Here is a 19,618-nt window from a genome sequence, read left to right as displayed (position 1 = left end):
AACCTATTCACAATTCACTCTAAGCCCCGACTCATTCGGCTTTGTTAAAAGATGAGATCTGGTTAAATCGCAATCAGGGCCGCAGCCACCCGGCGTCCTTCCGTCAGCAGTACATTATAGGTGCGCGCTGCCGCGCCAGTCGCCATGATTTCCACGGCAATGCCGTATCCTTCTAGTGCAGCACGGACCTCACGGTTCAGAAAAGCCATATTTTCGCCCATGCCCACAATCAGCAGTTCCAGGTCATCCGCCATTTCGGTAATCTGTGAAAGTGTTGCCAGCGTAATGTCCTGATGCACGCGGACCGGCCAGGGATAATACCCTTTGGGGGTGAGCAAAACAGACCCTTCCACCCGCTGATGTTCCCCGACACGAAACCCGCCATTGCCGTAACCGGCAATAGTGGTTTCTTCCTGAGACGTGATTTCTTCCAATTTCATCGGGTTATTCACCTGTCTGTACCGGCCTGTGCTTGTCAGCCTTTTTCCGGGGGCAGAACTTCCACGCCTTCCTGTGGCGAAGTATCGGGTTCACGACGCAATTCGAACCACAACAACACCGGCGAAGCGATAAAAATAGAGGAATAGGTTCCGATAAAAATACCCCAAATCATGGCCGCCGTGAAGGTTTTGATATTTTCCCCGCCAAAGAAAAACAGGGCAAAAAGCGCCAGCAACGTGGTCAGCGAGGTCATGATGGTGCGCGAGAGCGTATCATTGATGCTGAGATCAAGAAGCGCCGGAATATCCATTTTGCGGAATTTCCGCAAATTCTCCCGTATCCGGTCATAGACCACCACCGTATCATTCAATGAATATCCCACAATGGTCAAAATGGCGGCAATCACCGACAGATTGAATTCCAGCTGGGTAAAGGAAAACATGCCGATGGTAATCAGAACGTCATGAAACAGGGCAATGACGGCGCCCAGACCAAACTGCCATTCAAAACGGAACCATATATAAATCAGCACCGCCACCATGGCCAGCGTCACCGACAGAATCCCGTCCATGATCAACTCGCCAGATACTTTGGGCCCCACCGTTTCCGTCCGACGGTAGCTGATCTCTCCCGGCACGGTTTGTGCAAGCGCAGACTTGACCATCGCCACCACCTCTTCCAAGCTTTTACCCTCCTGATATTCCAGGCGGATCAACACTTCGGTCGGTGCCCCAAAGGTCTGCACGGCAGCATCTCCCATGCCCAAGCCGCTGACGGTGCGGCGAATAACCGACAGATCGGCATCCTGTTCCGTCTGGATCTCAATCAAAATACCCCCTTCGAAATCAATGCCGTAATTAAGGTTTTTCGTAAAAAACATGGCAAAGGACGCCACCAGTAGCGCCAGGGAAAACACAAAGGCGATTTTCCGGAACTTGATAAAGGAAATTTTGGTGGTTTCAGGAACCAGCTTTAACAACATCACCTCAGGCTCCTTTTCAAAGCTTTAACGTTTGCGGGCGTTTCTTGCGCGCCCATGTGGCAATGATCAGACGCGAGAGCATAACGGCCGTAAACACCGACGTAAAAATACCCACCGCCAGTGTCACGGCAAACCCGCGCACCGGCCCCGATCCGAACTGAAACAGGATCAGGGCGGCAATCAGGGTGGTAATGTTGGCGTCCACAATGGTGCTCATAGCTTTCTGGTAGCCCTGATCCAGCGCCGTTAGCGGGTTCCTGCCGTTTTTCAGTTCTTCCCGGATGCGTTCGTAAATCAGCACATTGGCATCCACTGCCATCCCTATGGTCAGGACAATCCCAGCAATTCCCGGCAGGGTGAGCGTCGCCCCCAGTGTCGAGAGAATTCCGAAAATCAGGAAAATATTCACGATGAGCACCAGATTGGTGATCAGCCCGAAAAATCCGTAACTCAATAAAATATAGATCATCACCGCGGCCAGACCGATCATGGCAGCGATTTCACCAGCGGCAACAGAGTCTGCCCCCAAATCCGGCCCCACAGTACGTTCTTCCAGAACCTTAAGTGGCGCCGGCAGCGCCCCGGCTCTGAGCAGAAGCGCCAGTTCGCTGGCACTGTCAATGGTGAAATTCCCCGTAATGATACCGGACCCGCCAAGGATCGGGCTGTTGATGCGGGGCGCGCTAATGACCTTATTATCCAGCACAATGGCAAAAGGCTTGCCCACATTTTTGCGGGTCACATCGGCAAACTTCTTGCCGCCCGAATTGTCGAAACGGAAATTCACCGCCGGTTGCTGATTCTCGTCATAGCCCAGGCTTGCATCCACCAGGTTTTCCCCCGTCAGAATGGCACGTTTGCGTACAGCGTATTTGGCTGGGAAGCCCTGGGCCCTTTCGCTTTCGGCCGCCTCCAGGATTTCCGTGCCCGGCGGCACCCTACCGCGTTCAATATCTTCCGGCGAAACCGACAGATCCACCAGCCGGAATTCCAGCTTGGCGGTTTTACCCAGAATTTGTTTCAGCTCATCCGGATTGTCAATGCCCGGCACCTGAATCAGGATACGATCATCGCCATTCTGCTGGATGGTGGGTTCCTTGGTGCCCATTTCGTCAATACGGCGACGGACAATTTCGATGGACTGGGATACCGCAAGCTGGGCCCGCTCCCGGATGGCGGCCTCGCTGAGGCTGACCTCAATAATGCCGTTGGGACGTTGGGCCAGCTCAATGTCGGATACCCCAAGACCAGTCAGAGAGGCCCCCACACTGCCGGACGCTTCCTTGCGAATGACGGAAACCGCCCGGTCAAGATCCTCGGGATGAGTCAGGGTGACAATCACCTTCCCCTCGCTGACCCGGCGACGGTGCCGGATTTTGGCGTCCCTCAGGGCTTCGCGGATTTCTTCGCTTTTATCTTCCAGGCGATCCTGAATCACACTGTCAACTTCGACTTCCATCAACAGATGGGCCCCGCCCTGAAGATCCAGCCCCAGCGTAATTTGTTTGCTGGGCAGAAATGAAGGAAGCGACCTGGCCTGCTCTTCTGTAAGAAAATTCGGAAAGGCCGTAAGAATCCCCAAAAGGGATACCAGAGTGATCAAAATGACCTTCCAGCGGGGAAAGTTCAGCATAAGCTTATCCGTTCCGTTTCAGCGTGAATGGTTATCTGACGTTGTTCTTTAGGAGCTTTTCTTGTCCGTCTTGGCAGAATCATTAGCGGGAGATGTTTTGCCCTGAACCGTGGAAATCATATTGCGGATCAGGCGAATTCTCACGCCGGAAGCGATTTCGGCTTCCACTTCATTGTCATCCACAATCTTGGTGATTTTGCCAATGATACCGCCAGAAGTCACAATCACGTCACCGCGACGCAGATTTTCAATCATCTGCTTGTGTTCCTTGGCGCGTTTTTGTTGCGGACGGATCAGAAGAAAATAAAATACCACAAAAATCAGTATCAGAGGCAGAAATCCCATTAACGGATCGCCGCCTGCCGCGGCATCCTGTGCGTAAGCCGTAGAAATAAACATCTTGTTATCCCTGTTATTTTTAAGATCTTGGGTTGAGGGAACTATAACGCGCCCCGAATATTTTGCAATCACCTGTGGGATATAGGAAGCTTAAGAACAAAAAACAAGGCAGAATTTGTTTAACCGCCCGGCGTTCTGTGTTAGAGCGAAAGAAAAAAGGATTTGCAGAATGGCCGATAAAAAAGATCTGATTCCCCTTCTGGCCCGAATTGCCGATGCCCTGGACAGGCTGGCCCCGAAAAGGCCCCCATCCCCTTCTCTGGAGCAGGGGGACGCTTTTGTCTGGCATACCGATCCGGACCGCCTGACTGCCGTCCCGGAAGTGAACCATATACCTTTATCCCTGCTCAAGGGCATTGATCATGTCACGGATATTCTGCGGAACAATACAGAACAGTTCGCCCGTGGTCTGCCGGCCAACAATGCCCTGCTGTGGGGCGCGCGCGGCATGGGCAAAAGTTCGCTGATCAAGGCGCTGCACGCGGAAGTCAGGACGCCCGACGGCGCAAAACTCGCCCTGGTGGAAATCCATCGTGAGGACATCCCTTCCCTGCCGCGCCTGTTGGACGTGATCCGCAATAGCCGCCGGCGGGTCATCTTATTTTGCGACGATTTATCGTTTGATACAGAAGATAGCAGTTATAAATCCCTAAAAGCAGTATTGGAAGGCGGTATTGAAGGCCGGCCCACAAATGTTGTCTTTTATGCCACCTCAAACCGGCGGCATCTGATGGCCCGGGAGATGATGGAAAATGAACGCTCCACCGCCATCAACCCCTCAGAAGCGGTGGAAGAAAAAGTCTCTCTTTCCGATCGTTTCGGCCTGTGGCTCGGCTTTCATAGCTGCCCCCAGGACATTTATCTGAAAATGGTCGACTGCTATGTCAGTCACTATCATATCCCCGTGACACAGGAAGCAGCCCATGCCCAGGCCCTGGAATGGGCGACCACCCGCGGGGCGCGATCCGGCCGGGTCGCCTGGCAATTTATTCAGGATCTGGCCGGACGACACGGGATCAGGCTCTGACCCAGAGGCTGTTTTGCTGCCGGATAAGCGATCGTAATCCCCCGGATAATTCCCAGATAATCCTGGCCGTCTGCGCCGTCTGCCTCTTTTATCCGCTTTAGAGTGAAGTGAATTGTGCATAGGTTGACCCATTCTGCCGGTCAGGTCTGGTTCAGCAGCAAGGGATTTGGCGCAGGCCATACTGGCGGTACGGCCCGGCTAACTTCTGCACGCTTCACTCTAGGCCGATTTTTGACGCCGGCGGGCACGGCCAAGGCCGACACCAAGGCCAATCAAACTCATACCAAACAATGCCAGTGCAGCAGGTTCCGGAATAGTATTTGGATCAGGTTCCGGGTCTGCCAGACCTGCCACGCCGATGGTGAAACCGTGCCAGAATTCGCTGGTATGGGTAAAACTGAAGCTGGTGAATTCGCCCGGCAGGCGAACCACCCCATGCAGTTCGCCAGAACCGGTGAATCCTGTCGAGGTAACAGCGGAAAAGGCACCATCCCCCCAGAAGCCTCTTCCTTCTCCGATGATCTCAATGGGATCACTGAAATTCACCACATTTCCATTCCAGCTCACCAGAGCCACAATAAGATCCTCAACCGCTTGGTCAAAGGTGACTGTAATCGTTCCTCCCGCCCCCAGCGCAATGATGTCACTGGCCGGCGGCGCATTGTCTACCAATGTATTACCCGTATAGGGGGCAGGGCTGCCCTCGGTCCAGAAATTGGTTCCCGTGCCTGTGGTTACAAAATGAAAATTACTACTGCTGGACACATCCACATTGACATTGGTCGAGCCGACCGTCAGAGTACCGTCAACCGTCGTTGAGGTGCTTGCCGTCCAGTCAGCCCAGGAAATCAACGCGGCTTGGGCCGGGCTCGCCATCAAAGGCGCCACAATTGCGGCCGCAGCCAGAAGGACTTTTCTTCCCCCCGCCATGTTATGCAAAATTTGTTTCATCTCTCGCCATCCTTCCATAAATTTCCACTCTGCCTAAATGAATTATCGGCAAGCATAAATCATACCAGAGTTTATAAACCTCCATTGAATCAATAACTTAGTCAAAGGCCCTTGCGAGCGAACGTTCAGTTTCACCCTTATAAGGGTGAAACTGTAAAATTTCCCGACACTCTCTTTTAGAGTGAATTGTGAATAGGTTGGCTCGATTCACTCTAGACATAAGGGCATTTCAGGCGGGGCGGGGCGCGTCTGCTTCGCCCCCCATGCCATTATATTAAAGTACGGATAACAAGGGATGACGCAGATATCAGGAGGCAGGGCGCAACCGCAGGACTTTACCGCGTTTCTCATCGGTCAGAAAATAGATATATCCGTCCGGCCCCTGCACCACATCCCGGATTCGTCCATATTGCCCCTGAAGCAGGCGCTCCTCCTTCACTACCTTGTCTTCCCGGAATTCAAGACGTACCAGCATTTCATCCTTGAGCGCCCCGACAAAGATATTGCCACGCCACCGGGGAAAGGCCGCGCCGTCATAATAGGCCATGCCGGAGGGGGCAATGGACGGATCCCAATAATACAACGGCTGTTCCATGCCTTCCTTATGAGTGCCGATCCCGATTTTCTCCCCGTTATAGTTCCGGCCGTAGGTGATCACCGGCCAGCCATAATTGCGGCCCGCGCGCGGCTCATTGATCTCGTCTCCTCCCCGCGCACCATGCGCCACGGTCCATAACATCCCGGCATCTTTGTTCCAAGCCGCCCCCTGGGCATTGCGATGACCAATGGACCAGATTTCCGGCGCGGCCTGCCTCCCGTCAGCAAAGGGATTATCAGCCGGAATCGACCCATCCTTGTTGATCCGGATCACCGCCCCTGCATGATCAAAGGGATCCTGCGCCCGGTCCCATTCGCCCCTGTCGCCGAGGGTGACAAACAGGGTGCCGTCCGGGGCAATGGTGATACGGGATCCGTAATGATGGGTCTTGTCGGTTTTCCTATTCATTCGGAAAATCACGTGGACATCTTCCAGTCGCGGCGCCTCCCCCAGAATCAGACGAGCACGCGCCACGGCGGTCCCGGCCAGCCGGCCCTCTTCAGCAGGTTCCGCATAACTGAAAAAAATAAGCTGGTTTTTGGCAAAATCGGGATCTACCGCCACATCCAGCAGCCCGCCCTGCCCGGCATATTTGACTTCCGGCACCCCCGCGAAGGGCTTGGAAAGCTTGTTGCCGGAAAGATGCCGCATGGTACCCGGTTTTTCCGTAATCACTGCCGACCCATCCGGGAGAAAATCCATAGCCCAAGGAAAACGCAGGCGGCTGGTAATGGTTTCCACACGCACAGAATAGTCTTCGGTTTGAAAGGTTTGAACGGGATAGGCCGGTGAGGGCACCAACGTCTCCATGCCATATCCCGGACGAGCCAGTTCCCAAACGAGACCCAAGGCAAGCCCCAAGGCGATTACAACTGCGTAGAAGCCTCTTCGAATGAAACACATCATAATATTTTATCCCCTTGTTTTTGTTATCCCACTTATTTTGCTCGCCTCTCATGAGTAGTTGTCTCAGCATCATACAGCTCTTTCCCCCCGTCGGCTACTCCCGGGACCATGAAAACACCTTCTGCATCCCTGCGGTTTTGGAAGAAGCTAGAGATCCCAAAGAAAAACCATGAGCCGCCCCTTTGTATTCCTCATGTTTTCAAATACCTTTCAGGGTTTACCGCTCGGGATCCCTTACGCAGCTCAAAATGAAGCTGGGGGCGGGTCACTCTGCCGGATTGTCCGACTTTGGCAATGGTCTGTCCGCGGACCACCTTCTGCCCTTTGCGAACCAACAGGGTTTTATTGTGCGCATAGGCGCTGATCCAGCCGCCTTCATGCTGAATCAGAACCAAATTGCCATACCCTTTCAGCTTGTTATCGGCATAGACTACAACCCCGCTTTCCGCGGCCCGCACCGCAGCACCGGGGGGCGCCAGAATATTGATTCCGTCATTATGGTAACCATTGGCCTTGGGACCGAAACGGGAAATAATCTGGCCTTTAACAGGCCAGAGGAAACCTTGCCCCGAGCTTGGCGGGGGCGTGGGTATCGCCACACGGGCCGCTGCCTGAGTACCGCCTGCCCGGTTTCCTCCCGGCACATTAAGGACCTGCCCCACATGCAAAATATAGGGTTTTTTGAGCCGGTTGAGCCGTACCAGTTCGGTCATATCCACCTTATATCGGCGGGAAATACTGTAAACCGTATCGCCTTTTCTAACAATGTGCCGGCCGGCCACCGGCAGCAACAGTTTCTGTCCGGGCCGCAACAGATAAGGCGGCCTCAGACGATTGACTGTAATCAGATCACGCACGGTCACCTTGTGACGGCGGGAAATGGCATAAACCGTATCTCCCTTGCGCACTGTAACACTTGCGCCTTGAACGACGCTCGTTTTGTGCCTCCGGGGCACAGCGGCAAACTGCCGGGGGGGTGTGGGTTTGGATCGAGGAACGGGAATGGGATAAGGGCTGTTCTTCGCCACCCGACCGGGCAGTGAATTTTTATACCCGATCTGATAGGGATGGCCCTCCTGACACCCTGCAAGCAGCACAAGACACACTGCCGCCGTCCCCGCCACACGGATATATTTTTCACGGATAACTCTTACACCGATGAGTTTTTTACAGATAAATTTTTCAGTGGCCCCGGTCATGGAAGGAAGTTTAAAAAGCCCCTCCTGGAAGATCAACAAACTTTATGACTCATGATGCTGCATCACGATGAATCATGCACGATGCCGCCCAACAGCGGCACAAATTTGACCGGCAACAGAATTTCCGTCTCAAAATCCTCACCCTGGCGGGTAATGCGGTAAATATGCTGCGTTTCCTCTTGACCACCGATGGGAATGATCATGATACCGCCGTCTTCGGCCAGCTGATCCAGAAGCCGCTGGGGCACCTTTTCCGCCGCCGCCGTTACCATAATACGGTCAAAAGGCGCCTGTTCCGGCCACCCTTTCATACCGTCGCCAAATAATGTGGTGATATTGAAATAGCCAAGCTCACGAAACAAAGCCTCGGCCGTGTTCAACAGGGGCAGATGGCGTTCGATGGTAAACAGTCTGCGACACAACCGGGACAACACAGCCCCCTGATATCCCGAACCGGTTCCCACCTCAAGAACCTTCATTTTTCGCCCCACCCGCAACTCCTGAGTCATATAGGCCACCACATAAGGCTGGCTGATGGTCTGCCCGCTCTCAATAGGCAGGGCGGCATTTTCATAAGCCTGATGGCGCAGATAATTGGGGACGAATTTTTCGCGCGGCACCTCCGCTATCGCCCTAAGCACCGCCTCGTCCGTAATACCTTCCCGTTTCAGGATCTCCAGAAGGCGCCGCTTTTTCTGTGTCAAAGAAGGAATTGCCATCAGAAGTCTTTGTTCAGATTTTTCCGGAAACTGTTGAATGTGGAATAATGCGTAAGATCAAGATGCAGCGGCGTGATGGAAATATACCCGTCCCGTATGGCCTCAAGGTCGGTGCCTTCAGCCGGGTTGCCGTAAGCCCTACGGAATCCCAGCCAGTAATAATGGCCCCCACGCAGATCTTCGCGTTCCTTGACAAACAGTTCCGCCTCGTCCCTGAACCCCTGTTGCGTGGTCTTGATCCCGTGAATGTTGCGTATATCCGGGGGGAAATTGACATTAACAAGAATACCGTCTTCCCAGCTCTGGGTCAGAATATCACGGATCACCAGCAAAGCGAATTCCTGCGCAACGGCAAAGGGCGTTTGCCGATTAACCGAACTGATTTCCTGACTGAGCGCGATAGAAGGAATGCCGCAAATAGTCCCCTCCATGGCCGCCGCAATGGTGCCTGAATAGGTCATATCCTCGGCCAGATTACCCCCCCGATTAATACCCGAAAGCAGCAAGGTGGGCTTATCGCCCTCGATAATTTTGTGCATGGCCATCATGACACAGTCCGTGGGCGTGCCTCGCACCGCATAACGGCGTTCCTCCAGCTTGCGATATCGCAAGGGTTCAGCCAGGGTCAGCGCATGCCCCATGCCGCTTTGTTCCACTTCCGGCGCCACCACCCAAACGTCATCACTCAACTGTCGGGCAATCTCTTCCAAGAGTTTCAGGCCGGGCGCATGAATGCCATCATCATTTGTAATCAGGATACGTTTTGTATCAGGGACCATCATTGCGGTTTTATAACCTCTCTGCCGCCCATATACGGCCGTAAGACTTCCGGAATAATGACGGAACCATCCGCCTGCTGGTAATTTTCCAGAACCGCCACGAGGGTGCGCCCCACCGCCAGGCCAGACCCGTTCAGGGTATGCACAAAACGGGTCTTGCGCTCCCCTGCCGGACGGCATCGGGCCCGCATGCGCCGGGCCTGAAAATCCCCGGTATTGGAACAGCTGGAAATTTCCCGATAAGTATCCTGCCCCGGCAACCAGACCTCAATGTCATAGGTTTTTCGGGCAGCAAAGCCCATATCTCCAGTACACAGGGTCATGACCCGATATGGCAAATTCAGCCGCTTGAGAACCTCCTCGGCAATCCCCGTCATACGTTCCAGTTCGTCCCAGGATTGTTCGGGCGTGGTGATACTGACCAGTTCCACTTTCTGGAACTGGTGCAAACGGATCATGCCGCGGGTATCTTTACCGGCTGATCCCGCTTCGGACCGAAAACAGGGGGTGAGCGCCGTAAAACGCAACGGCAGGCGCTCTTCGTCCAGAATTTCTTCCCGCACCAGATTGGTCAGCGGCACCTCCCCCGTGGGAATAAGATAATGTCCGGTGTCGGTTTTGAACAAATCCTCCTCGAACTTGGGCAATTGGCTGGTACCGTACAATGCCGCATCCCGCACCAGTGCCGGCGGGGAAACCTCGGTATAGCCGAATTCCGTCGTATGCAGATCCAGCATAAAGGCCGCCAGGGCCCGTTCCAGCCGCGCCAGATCCCCCGTAAGCGTCACAAACCGCGCGCCTGACATTTTCGCGGCACCCTCAAAATCCATCTGACCTAGGGCCTCGCCAATCTCAAAATGCTGTTTCGGGGCAAAGTCAAAAGCGGGATTTTCCCCCCAGCGCCGGATTTCCTGGTTCTCCTCTTCCCCTTCGCCAAAGGGCACATCATCAGCCGGGATATTGTCCAGGCGGGACAGTCGCGCATTAAGATCTTCCTCAAGGGCCCGCACTTCCTCTTCCAGTTCGGGCATTCTTTTTTTCAGGGCGGCAACCTCCGCAATCAGATCTTCAGCATCCTCGCCCCGGGCCTTGGCCTGCCCAATCGCCCTGGAGACCTCATTGCGGCGGGATTGGCAATCCTGCAATTCCCTTTGTTTGTCGCGCCAGGCCTGATCCAACGCCAGCAACGCCTCGGCCTGTGGCTCAAGACCGCGCTTTTTCCAGCCCTCATCAAATGCTTCCGGATTTTCCCGTATAGCCTTGATATCAAACATCCGCTTTTTCCTTAATCGTTAGTCTTATGGCAATGATGGACAGTTCATAAAGCAGCAGAATGGGAATGCCAAGCCCGATCTGGCTGACGATGTCGGGCGGGGTCATGACGGCCGCAAAAAGAAACGCCCCGACCACCATATATTTGCGCTTGCTGGCCAATCCATCGGCAGTTACAAGTCCCACCCTTGCCAACAGCAACAGCAGAATCGGCAGTTCAAAACTCAAGCCAAACGCCAAAATCAGCATCATGACCAGCGACCAGTATTCCTTAACCGTCGGCAGCACCTCAATAGACAACAAGGACGCCACATGTTCCTTGTTCAGACCCGTTCCGGCCTCTGCTGCACTGTTGGTGCTAACCTGAAAGGAAATGAAAAAATCCCAGGCCAGGGGAATAATGATGTAATAGGCCAAGGCCGCCCCCAGAGTAAAAAGAATGGGCGTCCCGATTAGAAACGGCAAAAAGGCGCGTTTTTCGTTTTTATAAAGCCCGGGAGCAACAAATTTCCATATCTGCATGGAAATCAACGGGAACGAAACGCAGATGGCGGCGAAAAACGCCACCTTGATATACACAAAAAACGCCTCATGCAGCCCGGTGTAGATCATTTTGGGGTTTTGCCCATATTTCAGGGACACATCCACAAAGGGCTGCGCCAGAAAGGCATAAATTTCTTCAACAAAAAAATAGCAAATGCCGAATGTGATGATGATATAGGCTACACACCAGATCAGTCGCTGGCGCAATTCGATCAGATGGTCGATCAGGGGGGCTGCCGTCTGGTCCAGATTGTCCTCACTGTCCACGCTCATGAGTTTTTATCCCCCTCGGGCAACGTCGGATCCGGCTTCTGGGGTGCGTCCCCCTTGCCCGTTTTACTCTCGAATTCATCTTTCACGGGATCAGGCTCCGGCAGGATGTCGGGCTTCCGCTTTTCCAGGTCCTCAAGCGGGATATTGCCTGCCTCATTCAGTCTGCGGGTGACCTCTTCCAGTTCCACCTCGTCAGCAATCTGTTTGAGGCCGCTCTGAAACTCGTTGCCCAACTCCCGGACCTTGCGCACAAACCGACCCACATTACGCATCAGCTTGGGCAGGTCCCGGGGGCCAACCACAATAATGGCCAGCACCAAAAGGACAAACATTTCCAACATGCCGATGTCAAACATGGGACGTCCTTACGCAAAATCAGCTGTTATTGTTTTCCGGTGTCTTGTTCCGATCGGCAATTTCGGAATTTTGCTGCAACTTTTTGGGATCTTCCTTATTTGCTGCTTTTTCCTCATCCTCGTCAGACAGGCCTTTTTTGAAGCTTTTTATGCCCTTGGCCACATCCCCCATCAGATCGGAAATACGCCCCCGACCAAACAGCAAAATCGCCAACAACACGACCAGTAAAATTTGCCACACACTCAGACCCATGATCTTTCTCCTAAGATTTATCTAGCCTATTGCTAAAACTTTGGCGTTTAAAATCAATAAAAACTTGTCCTCAGCCACAAAAAATCCCCGACTTCCCTCTTTGGAGCCGTGATCCAGCAAGAATACGGAAGATGCGCCCGTTCCAAAGATTCAGGACGTGGGCAATTCCGGCTGTTCTTCTTGAGGTTTTGGGTCCTCAAGAAGGTTAAGGCGTGAGGTGTTGACATTATCCAAAAACCCTGCCGCCTTCAGTTCCGCGAGTCCCGGCAAATCCTTGATGCTCTGCAACCCGAAATGCACCAGAAAATGATCGGTAGTGCCATAGGTCATAGGGCGTCCCGGTGTACGGCGCCGACCCATCGGGCGCACCCAGCCGGCTTCCATCAGCACATCCAATGTGCCTTTGCTGAGACTCACCCCCCTAACCTCCTCAACCTCGGCGCGGGTGACCGGCTGATGATAGGCAATGATTGCGAGCGTCTCCACCGCGGCGCGGGACAACCGCCTTTCCTCCTCCACTTCCCGACGCAGCAGAAATGCCAGATCCGGTGCCGTCTGGAACATCCATTTGCCGGCGACTTCCACCAGGATAACGCCGCGTTTCTCATATTGTTGCTTCAATGTCACCAGCAGATCCTCCACCGGTGCGCCTTCCGGCAGATGTTCCGCCAGCGCAATGGAGGATAAAGGTTTGTTGCTGGCAAACAACAACGCTTCAACAATTCTCAGTTGTTCCAACTGTTCCATGCCTAGTTTTCCCCGGTCTCCCGTCCGGCCTTGCCCTTGATCATCAAAGGGCCGAACACCTGTTTCTGTACGATTTCGGCCTTACCCTGCCGCGCCATTTCCAACGTAGCGGTAAACAGGCTGGCCTTGGCGGATCTGATCATGTCCCGGTCCTGCAACTCAGAAGGCAGAAAGGCTTCAAGGCTGGTCCAGTCAAGTACCTGCCCAATCATAGCCCCCAACCGTTCCAGCGCCTGATCAAGGGTATAAACCTTTCGTTTATGAATCCTGATGTCGGAAACGGATCGGCGGATTTTATGCTCCGCATAGGTTTTTAAAAGCTCATAAAGGCTGAGTTCATAGGTGGCGTTGCGGGTGATGCGCACCGGCTCCGGCGCCCCTCTGGCAAAAACATCGCGCCCCAGCTGATTGCGGGACATCAGCGCAGCGGCTGCCTCACGCAACGCCTCAAGCCGCTGGAGCTGAAATGTCAGCCGCGCCGCCAGTTCCTCGGCCGAGGGTTCCTCCCCCTTTTCCTCCACCGGCAACAGCAACCGTGATTTGAGATAGGCCAGCCACGCCGCCATGACCAGATAATCCGCCGCCACTTCCAGACGCAGCTTCCGGGCCACCGCAATAAAGTTCAGATATTGCTCCACAAGTTCCAGAATGGAAATTTGCTTAAGATCCACTTTCTGGGTCCGGGACAGGGCGAGAAGCACGTCCAGAGGTCCTTCAAACCCCCGAATATCCAAGACGAGACGTTCATGTTCCGGCAGGTCGGAATTCTCCCGGAAGGTGGTTTTGCCTTCAAACGCCGTCTCATCCGATGCGTTCATAGGACCTCATATCATTACCAGGCTATAGGCCAGTTTCATAATCATCTCGACGAAGGGTTCTATAATGACGAAAAGAATGTTGAAGTTCAATCCTAGCTGCGCCCCGATGAAAGGCAACAAAAACAATAAGCCAATCAAAATCATCATACCATAGGGTTCCAACCGGGCCAGCGGCCGCGCCAGGGCATCCGGCAGCAACCCCACCGCCACCCGGCCGCCATCCAGTGGCGGCAACGGCAACATATTGAAAACCGCCAGAAACGCATTGATCAGGATCAGGTTTGACAGATTATATCCCAACCAGTCCGAAGCAAAGCCCGGGGCAATATAAAGCACATTCAGAAGCAGCCCCCCTAACAGCGCCAGCAGAATATTGGCCCCTGGTCCGGCAAATGCAACCCAGACCATGTCCCGGCGCGGATTTTGGAGATTCCGAAAATTCACCGGAACTGGCTTGGCATAACCAAACAGGAACGGCGCCTGCATAAACAACAGCAATAACGGCAACAGAACCGTGCCAAAGGCATCCACATGCACCAGTGGATTAAAGCTGACCCGGCCCTGAAGTTTGGCTGTGGGATCGCCTTTTTTCCAGGCCATCCACCCATGTGCCGCCTCGTGAAGGGTAATGGCCAGCAAAAGCGGAATGATCCAGACGGACAATTTCGTGATGATTTCGGAAAACATGTTTACTCGCTGTTGGTTGTCAGACCGGACAAAGCATTATCCAGCCATCGGGACAGGCGGTCCCTGTCAAGATCCCAGGGCCTGCGGCGCCGGCTGAGCATATCCCGGATCCAGGATTCGTTCGTCACGTTAAAGTCATACAAAGATGTAAGCACATCCCGGCGTTCTTCAAGGGACCCATTACAGTGCAGAACCAGATCGCACCCTGCCCTGAGCGCTGCCTTGGCATTTTGCGCCGGGCTGCCCGAAAGCGCCTTCATGCTGATGTCATCAGAAAACAGCACCCCGGTGAAGCCAATTTCCTTGCGGATGATTTGCCGGATCAGTCTGGGGGACAGGGTCGCCGGATGGTCGGGATCAATGGCCGTATAGGTGACATGGGCCGTCATGGCACAGGACATGCCGGAAAGCGCCTGAAACGGCACAAAGTCCAGATTGCGCAAGTCTTCCAGGGATGCCTCCACCACCGGCAAAGCGACATGGCTGTCCACCGCGGCCCGGCCGTGTCCCGGAATATGTTTGATCACCGGCAGGACGCCGCCGGCAATCAGCCCTTCGCAGGCGGCAAGCCCCAGGGCGATGACCTTGGCCGGATCCCGCCCGAAAGATCGATCACCAATAATATCATGCGCCCCATCGAACAACAGATCCAGAAGGGGAAAACAGTTGATATTCACCCCGATTTCTGCAAGATCCGCAGCAATCAGCAGGGTGTTAATGGATAAGGCTTCCACCGCGGTGTCAGGGTCTCGCTCATACAAGCTGGAGAAAACCGACGGCGCTGGCGGATGGCGCCAATGTTCGGGATTAAGGCGTATCACCCGCCCCCCTTCCTGATCAATCAGGATGGGAATGTCCTCTCGCCCCAGCACCTCTTTCATTTCGTCTGTCAGGGCGCGGACCTGATCCGGTGTCTGGCAGTTCCGGGCGAACAGGATAAAACCAAATGGCGGCGCCTCGCGGAAAAGAGCCTTTTCCTCGACCGTAAGGCGCGTGCCCTCACAATCTGTGATTACCGGACGCGGCATGTCACGTTCCGATCATGTTATTTTTTTACCACCAAACAGCTTTGTCCACGGGCCTTCAAGGTTGCACAGATTTTATCCGCACTGGCCCGATCTTTGATCATCCCCCCACGCAGACGATACAAAGTTCCTTTTTGGCCCAGATCCACTATCATATAATCCGGTTTCAGGCCACCCAGCACATCTGCATGTTTCTGGCGCAAAGTCTTCCACAGATTTTCGGCGCTGGCCCGTTTACTGAATGCCCCCATCTGCACCATAAAAATCCCGTCAGTTGCCACCGGGGAACTGGCAACAGAAGTCGTCTGTATCGCAGCAGCGGCCGGCACCACCTTTTCAGGCGACTTTTGCGATTTATCCGCAACTTCCGGGGTCGTCGTACCCGGCGGCGCTGGCGGCAGGTCCGCCTTCCGGACGGCGTCGGCATCGCCATTCACCCCGGCATTCTCAGGCACCCCGGCATTCTCAGTTTTCTCGGCTTCCCCTGCCGCCGATCCTGCCTGGGCTTCTGGCCGACCAAGCGGTATTTCCGCGCTGGGCGCCAGGCGGTCTTCCTGATCCTCAATGGCGGCATCCGAAACCTTTTTATAGACCAGCTTATCCTGATTGGGCACTTCCATGCCACCGGGATCCTGCGGCTTAACCTTGATCACGGACTTGTCGGCCCGCACCACCGGAACCGGCCCGCCGGTGGTCTTGCCCATATAGCTGTACCAGATCACTCCCCCGAATATGGCCAGCACCACAACGGTCATCGCGGCAACAATCATCCGACGGCTGGTTGCGCCATCATCGGAAGCGAATTCCTCCGGCAGCGGTTCAAGCCATGACGATTTCTGCCCAGCCGATTTCTGCTCTGCGGATTTCTGCCCGGGCGATTTCTGTTTGTCTTCCCCTGCCATGCTTTCACTCCCCTTCCGGCTGGTAACAGATCTGGATCTGGATTACATTTCAGTGACGGGCTCCACGCCAAGTATATTTAGCCCCGTCGCGATAATGTTGGCAAGGGCGGATATCATCGCCAGCCGCGCCAGGGTGAGATGCCGATCTCCCTCGATAATGAATTTCAGGTCCGGATTGTCATTGCCTTTATTCCACAGGGTATGAAAGGCCGAGGCCAGATCATACAGATAAAAAGCGATCCGATGCGGTTCATGGGCCAGCGCCGCGCTTTCCACCAGCTTCGGCCAGCCGGCCATCACTTTCACCAGCCCCAGTTCCGCCTCATCATCAAGCCGCCAGACCTCTGCATCCAGCAGCGCCGCCCGCGAGAGGTCAAGATCCGGAAAACTCTCCTGCGCCTTTTTCAGGACCGAATGTACCCGGGCATGGGCATATTGCACATAAAAGACCGGATTGTCCTTGGATTGTTCCATGACCTTGGTGAAATCAAAGTCCAGCGCCGCGTCATTTTTGCGGGTCAGCATAATAAAACGCACCACATCCTTGCCCACTTCATCCACCACGTCCCGCAGCGTGACGAAGGTGCCGGCTCGTTTGGACATTTTCGCAGGCTTACCATCGCGCAGCAGATTGACAAGTTGGCACAACCGGACATCCAGCTCCCCCTTGCCATCCGTCAGCGCCTCAATCGCGGCCTTGACCCGTTTGACATATCCCCCGTGATCAGCCCCCCAAACATCAATCATGGAATTGAACCCGCGCTGCACCTTATCGTAATGATAGGCCACGTCGGCGGCAAAATAGGTCCAGGTGCCATCGGATTTCTGCAACGGACGGTCAATGTCATCCCCAAACGCCGACGCCTTGAACAACAGCTGCGGCCGTTCTTCCCAGTCTTCGGGCTTTTTGCCCTTGGGGGGCTCAAGAACTCCTTCATAAATCAGCCCTTTGGCCCGAAGCGCCTCCACAGCCGCCTCGATACCACCGCCGGTATGCAGTGTTTTTTCAGAGAAAAACACATCATGATGAATACCCAGCGCCGCCAGATCCTCGCGGATCATGTCCATCATGGCGTGTGTGGCAAACTCGCGTATGGGATCCAGCCATTCCGCTTCGTCGGCTGTCCGCCAGCGCTCCCCGTATTTTTCCGCCAGCGCCTGCCCCACAGGGATCAGATATTCTCCCGGGTACAGACCTTCGGGGATTTCGCCAATATCTTCGCCCAGCGCCTCCCGATACCGCAGATAGGCGGAGCGGGCCAGAACGTCAATCTGCGCCCCGGCGTCGTTAATGTAATATTCCCGGGTGACATCAAATCCGGCAAATTCCAGCAGCGCCGCCAAGGCATCGCCGAAGATCGCGCCCCGGCAATGTCCCACATGCATGGGGCCGGTCGGATTGGCAGAAACATATTCCACATTAACTTTTTCTTTGTTACCGATATCCGAAACACCGTAACGGGGTCCGGCCTCAAGGACCATTTTGATCCTTTCCAGAATGAAGCCGTTTTTCAGCCGAAGATTGATGAATCCGGGCCCAGCCACCTCGACACTGTCCACTTCCGCCAGATGTTCCAGCTTTTCCGCAACCATCATGGCTATGTCACGCGGTTTCATGCGCGCCTGTTTGGTAAGCACCATGGCCACATTGGTGGAAATGTCTCCATGCGAGGGATCGCGCGGACTTTCCACGGTCATCGCCACCAGATCAAGCCCTCCGGGAAGTTTCCCTTCTTCGGACAGGATTTCAATTATGTTTTTAACTTTTTCGTGTAAATCTTTGTAAATATTCATAATTCAAACGCTGATATATCAAAAAGTCTTTTGTGTTCCAACAGGGCGTAACGATCGGTCATCCCGGCAATAAAATCCGTAACATGACGGGCTCTATCTTGTTCACTCTCTTGCGTCAATCTATTTTGCCATTTCTCGGGCAAACATTCCGGTTCTTCCATATACAATTCGAACAGATCCTGCACCACCCTTTTGGCTTTGCTGGTCATCCGGTTCACCTTGTAATGGCGATACATATTGCGCATCAGAAAGGTTTTGAGCCGCCGATCCGTTTCGCGCATCGCGGAAGAAAAAGCAACCACGCTATCTGGAGCCTGGCGGATATCCTTCACGGTTTCGGGTTTGAGCGCCAGAAGGCGGGAGCGGCTTTCCTCAAGAATATCTTTGACCATCCGATTGATCAGGCGGCGAATGACCTCATGTTCATACCGGCTGGCCTCCAAGGCACCATACCGGTTATAAACGTCCCGGACAATTTCCGCCACCAGTGGAATTTCGCACAGCTCCTCCATCGTGAACAACCCTGCCCGCAACCCATCGGCAATATCATGGTTATTATAGGCGATATCATCCGACAATGCCGCCACCTGTGCTTCGGCGCTAGCATGAGTGTGGAGTTCCAGATCATGCCGTTCGTTATATTCCGCAAAATAGCTGTGCAGGTCTGACATATCCTGACCGCGGCACAGCGGACCATTATGTTTGGCCAGACCCTCCAGCGTTTCCCAGGTCAGATTGAGACCGTCAAAATCCGCATAACGGCGTTCCAGACGAGTGACGATCCTGAGTGACTGGGCATTATGATCAAATCCGCCATGGGGCGCCATCACCAGATTCAGAGCCTCTTCCCCGGCATGGCCAAAGGGCGGATGACCAAAATCATGAACCAGAGACAGGGCTTCGGTAATTTCCTCATTCAGGCCCAAAACCCGGGCTATACTGCGGGCGATCTGGGAGACTTCGATGGAATGGGTGAGCCGCGTGCGGTAATGATCGCCTTCATGATAAACAAAAACCTGGGTTTTATGTTTGAGCCGACGAAACGCGCTGGAATGGATGATTCTGTCCCGGTCCCGTTGGAATGGTGAGCGGATCCGGGTTTCCGGCTCCGGATATAACCGCCCCCGGCTGGTGGCAGCAAGACAGGCATAAGGCGCGTATTCAAAGGCCGGCTCAAACAACACAAAGTCTGATGACATTCCTTCAGATCCCCTTTCCTTGGATCTTATCCGGTCATGATATGTAATCGCTGCATATGGCGGCAGGAAACTTGCCCGGTTCTATGGTGTTGCATTTTTGCGGCATTATTGACAA

At 54.2% G+C, this 19,618-nt stretch carries 21 protein-coding genes; 1 reads left to right on the top strand and 20 read right to left on the bottom strand.

Going from position 1 to position 19,618, the window contains the following annotated elements:
• Nucleotides 1-62: 62 nt before the first annotated feature.
• The 4 genes from FE788_RS05675 to yajC are packed head-to-tail and all read right to left on the bottom strand — an operon-like array spanning nt 63 to nt 3,455.
• Nucleotides 63-440 (bottom strand): Mth938-like domain-containing protein, encoded by a 378-nt coding sequence (locus FE788_RS05675; RefSeq protein ID WP_138379734.1) that lies wholly within the window; start codon nt 438-440, stop codon nt 63-65.
• Nucleotides 441-475: 35 nt separating this feature from the next.
• Nucleotides 476-1,423: a protein translocase subunit SecF gene (gene secF, locus FE788_RS05670; protein WP_246057992.1), complete on the bottom strand. Its 948-nt coding sequence runs from the start codon at nt 1,421-1,423 to the stop codon at nt 476-478.
• 16 nt (nt 1,424-1,439) lie between these two features.
• On the bottom strand, nt 1,440-3,056 hold the full coding sequence (gene secD, locus FE788_RS05665) for a protein translocase subunit SecD (RefSeq protein ID WP_138379732.1): 1,617 nt from the start codon (nt 3,054-3,056) through the stop codon (nt 1,440-1,442).
• A gap of 48 nt (nt 3,057-3,104) precedes the next feature.
• Entirely contained in the window at nt 3,105-3,455 is a 351-nt protein-coding gene (gene yajC, locus FE788_RS05660) for a preprotein translocase subunit YajC (RefSeq protein ID WP_138379731.1), read from the bottom strand.
• Nucleotides 3,456-3,624: 169 nt separating this feature from the next.
• Between yajC and FE788_RS05655 the strand changes: the two genes are divergently transcribed.
• The gene (locus FE788_RS05655; protein WP_138379730.1) at nt 3,625-4,482 is read left to right on the top strand and encodes an ATP-binding protein; all 858 of its coding nucleotides are present in this window, start codon (nt 3,625-3,627) and stop codon (nt 4,480-4,482) included.
• Nucleotides 4,483-4,701: 219 nt separating this feature from the next.
• Here the strand turns inward: FE788_RS05655 and FE788_RS05650 are convergent, their stop codons facing one another.
• The 16 genes from FE788_RS05650 to FE788_RS05575 form a co-directional block, all read right to left on the bottom strand.
• On the bottom strand, nt 4,702-5,433 hold the full coding sequence (locus tag FE788_RS05650; RefSeq protein ID WP_168190288.1) for a PEP-CTERM sorting domain-containing protein: 732 nt from the start codon (nt 5,431-5,433) through the stop codon (nt 4,702-4,704).
• A gap of 307 nt (nt 5,434-5,740) precedes the next feature.
• On the bottom strand, nt 5,741-6,937 hold the full coding sequence (locus tag FE788_RS05645) for a PQQ-dependent sugar dehydrogenase (RefSeq protein WP_210414155.1): 1,197 nt from the start codon (nt 6,935-6,937) through the stop codon (nt 5,741-5,743).
• Between the two features lie 191 nt (nt 6,938-7,128).
• A complete protein-coding gene (locus FE788_RS05640) occupies nt 7,129-8,175 on the bottom strand; it encodes a M23 family metallopeptidase (RefSeq protein WP_138379728.1) in 1,047 nt (348 codons plus the stop codon).
• Nucleotides 8,176-8,198: 23 nt separating this feature from the next.
• The gene (locus FE788_RS05635; RefSeq protein ID WP_138379727.1) at nt 8,199-8,855 is read right to left on the bottom strand and encodes a protein-L-isoaspartate(D-aspartate) O-methyltransferase; all 657 of its coding nucleotides are present in this window, start codon (nt 8,853-8,855) and stop codon (nt 8,199-8,201) included.
• Nucleotides 8,855-9,637, bottom strand: a complete 783-nt coding sequence (surE, locus tag FE788_RS05630) for a 5'/3'-nucleotidase SurE (RefSeq protein WP_210414154.1) — start codon at nt 9,635-9,637, stop codon at nt 8,855-8,857. Before surE ends, FE788_RS05635 begins: the two co-directional genes overlap by 1 nt.
• Nucleotides 9,634-10,908: a serine--tRNA ligase gene (serS, locus tag FE788_RS05625; protein WP_138379726.1), complete on the bottom strand. Its 1,275-nt coding sequence runs from the start codon at nt 10,906-10,908 to the stop codon at nt 9,634-9,636. The genes surE and serS overlap by 4 nt, the downstream gene beginning before the upstream one ends.
• Nucleotides 10,901-11,722, bottom strand: a complete 822-nt coding sequence (tatC, locus tag FE788_RS05620; RefSeq protein ID WP_138379725.1) for a twin-arginine translocase subunit TatC — start codon at nt 11,720-11,722, stop codon at nt 10,901-10,903. The genes serS and tatC overlap by 8 nt, the downstream gene beginning before the upstream one ends.
• On the bottom strand, nt 11,719-12,078 hold the full coding sequence (tatB, locus tag FE788_RS05615) for a Sec-independent protein translocase protein TatB (RefSeq protein WP_138379724.1): 360 nt from the start codon (nt 12,076-12,078) through the stop codon (nt 11,719-11,721). The genes tatC and tatB overlap by 4 nt, the downstream gene beginning before the upstream one ends.
• A gap of 19 nt (nt 12,079-12,097) precedes the next feature.
• Nucleotides 12,098-12,331, bottom strand: a complete 234-nt coding sequence (locus tag FE788_RS05610) for a twin-arginine translocase TatA/TatE family subunit (protein WP_138379723.1) — start codon at nt 12,329-12,331, stop codon at nt 12,098-12,100.
• A gap of 150 nt (nt 12,332-12,481) precedes the next feature.
• Nucleotides 12,482-13,078: an SMC-Scp complex subunit ScpB gene (gene scpB, locus FE788_RS05605; RefSeq protein WP_138379722.1), complete on the bottom strand. Its 597-nt coding sequence runs from the start codon at nt 13,076-13,078 to the stop codon at nt 12,482-12,484.
• A gap of 2 nt (nt 13,079-13,080) precedes the next feature.
• On the bottom strand, nt 13,081-13,896 hold the full coding sequence (locus tag FE788_RS05600) for a segregation and condensation protein A (protein WP_138379721.1): 816 nt from the start codon (nt 13,894-13,896) through the stop codon (nt 13,081-13,083).
• 6 nt (nt 13,897-13,902) lie between these two features.
• Nucleotides 13,903-14,583 (bottom strand): site-2 protease family protein, encoded by a 681-nt coding sequence (locus tag FE788_RS05595; protein ID WP_138379720.1) that lies wholly within the window; start codon nt 14,581-14,583, stop codon nt 13,903-13,905.
• A gap of 2 nt (nt 14,584-14,585) precedes the next feature.
• Nucleotides 14,586-15,611 (bottom strand): beta-N-acetylhexosaminidase, encoded by a 1,026-nt coding sequence (gene nagZ, locus FE788_RS05590; RefSeq protein WP_138379719.1) that lies wholly within the window; start codon nt 15,609-15,611, stop codon nt 14,586-14,588.
• A gap of 17 nt (nt 15,612-15,628) precedes the next feature.
• The gene (locus tag FE788_RS05585; RefSeq protein ID WP_138379718.1) at nt 15,629-16,510 is read right to left on the bottom strand and encodes an SPOR domain-containing protein; all 882 of its coding nucleotides are present in this window, start codon (nt 16,508-16,510) and stop codon (nt 15,629-15,631) included.
• Between the two features lie 42 nt (nt 16,511-16,552).
• Nucleotides 16,553-18,304, bottom strand: coding sequence for an arginine--tRNA ligase (gene argS, locus FE788_RS05580; RefSeq protein WP_138379717.1), 1,752 nt, complete (start codon nt 18,302-18,304; stop codon nt 16,553-16,555).
• Nucleotides 18,301-19,503: a deoxyguanosinetriphosphate triphosphohydrolase gene (locus FE788_RS05575; protein WP_138379716.1), complete on the bottom strand. Its 1,203-nt coding sequence runs from the start codon at nt 19,501-19,503 to the stop codon at nt 18,301-18,303. The genes argS and FE788_RS05575 overlap by 4 nt, the downstream gene beginning before the upstream one ends.
• Between the last annotated feature and the right edge of the window lie 115 nt (nt 19,504-19,618).

The organism is Luteithermobacter gelatinilyticus (assembly GCF_005849285.1).
GTDB classification, from domain to species: domain Bacteria; phylum Pseudomonadota; class Alphaproteobacteria; order Sphingomonadales; family Emcibacteraceae; genus Luteithermobacter; species Luteithermobacter gelatinilyticus.
The sequence above is the reverse complement of the archived record's forward strand: the minus strand, read 5'-3'. Positions and strand labels throughout refer to the sequence as shown.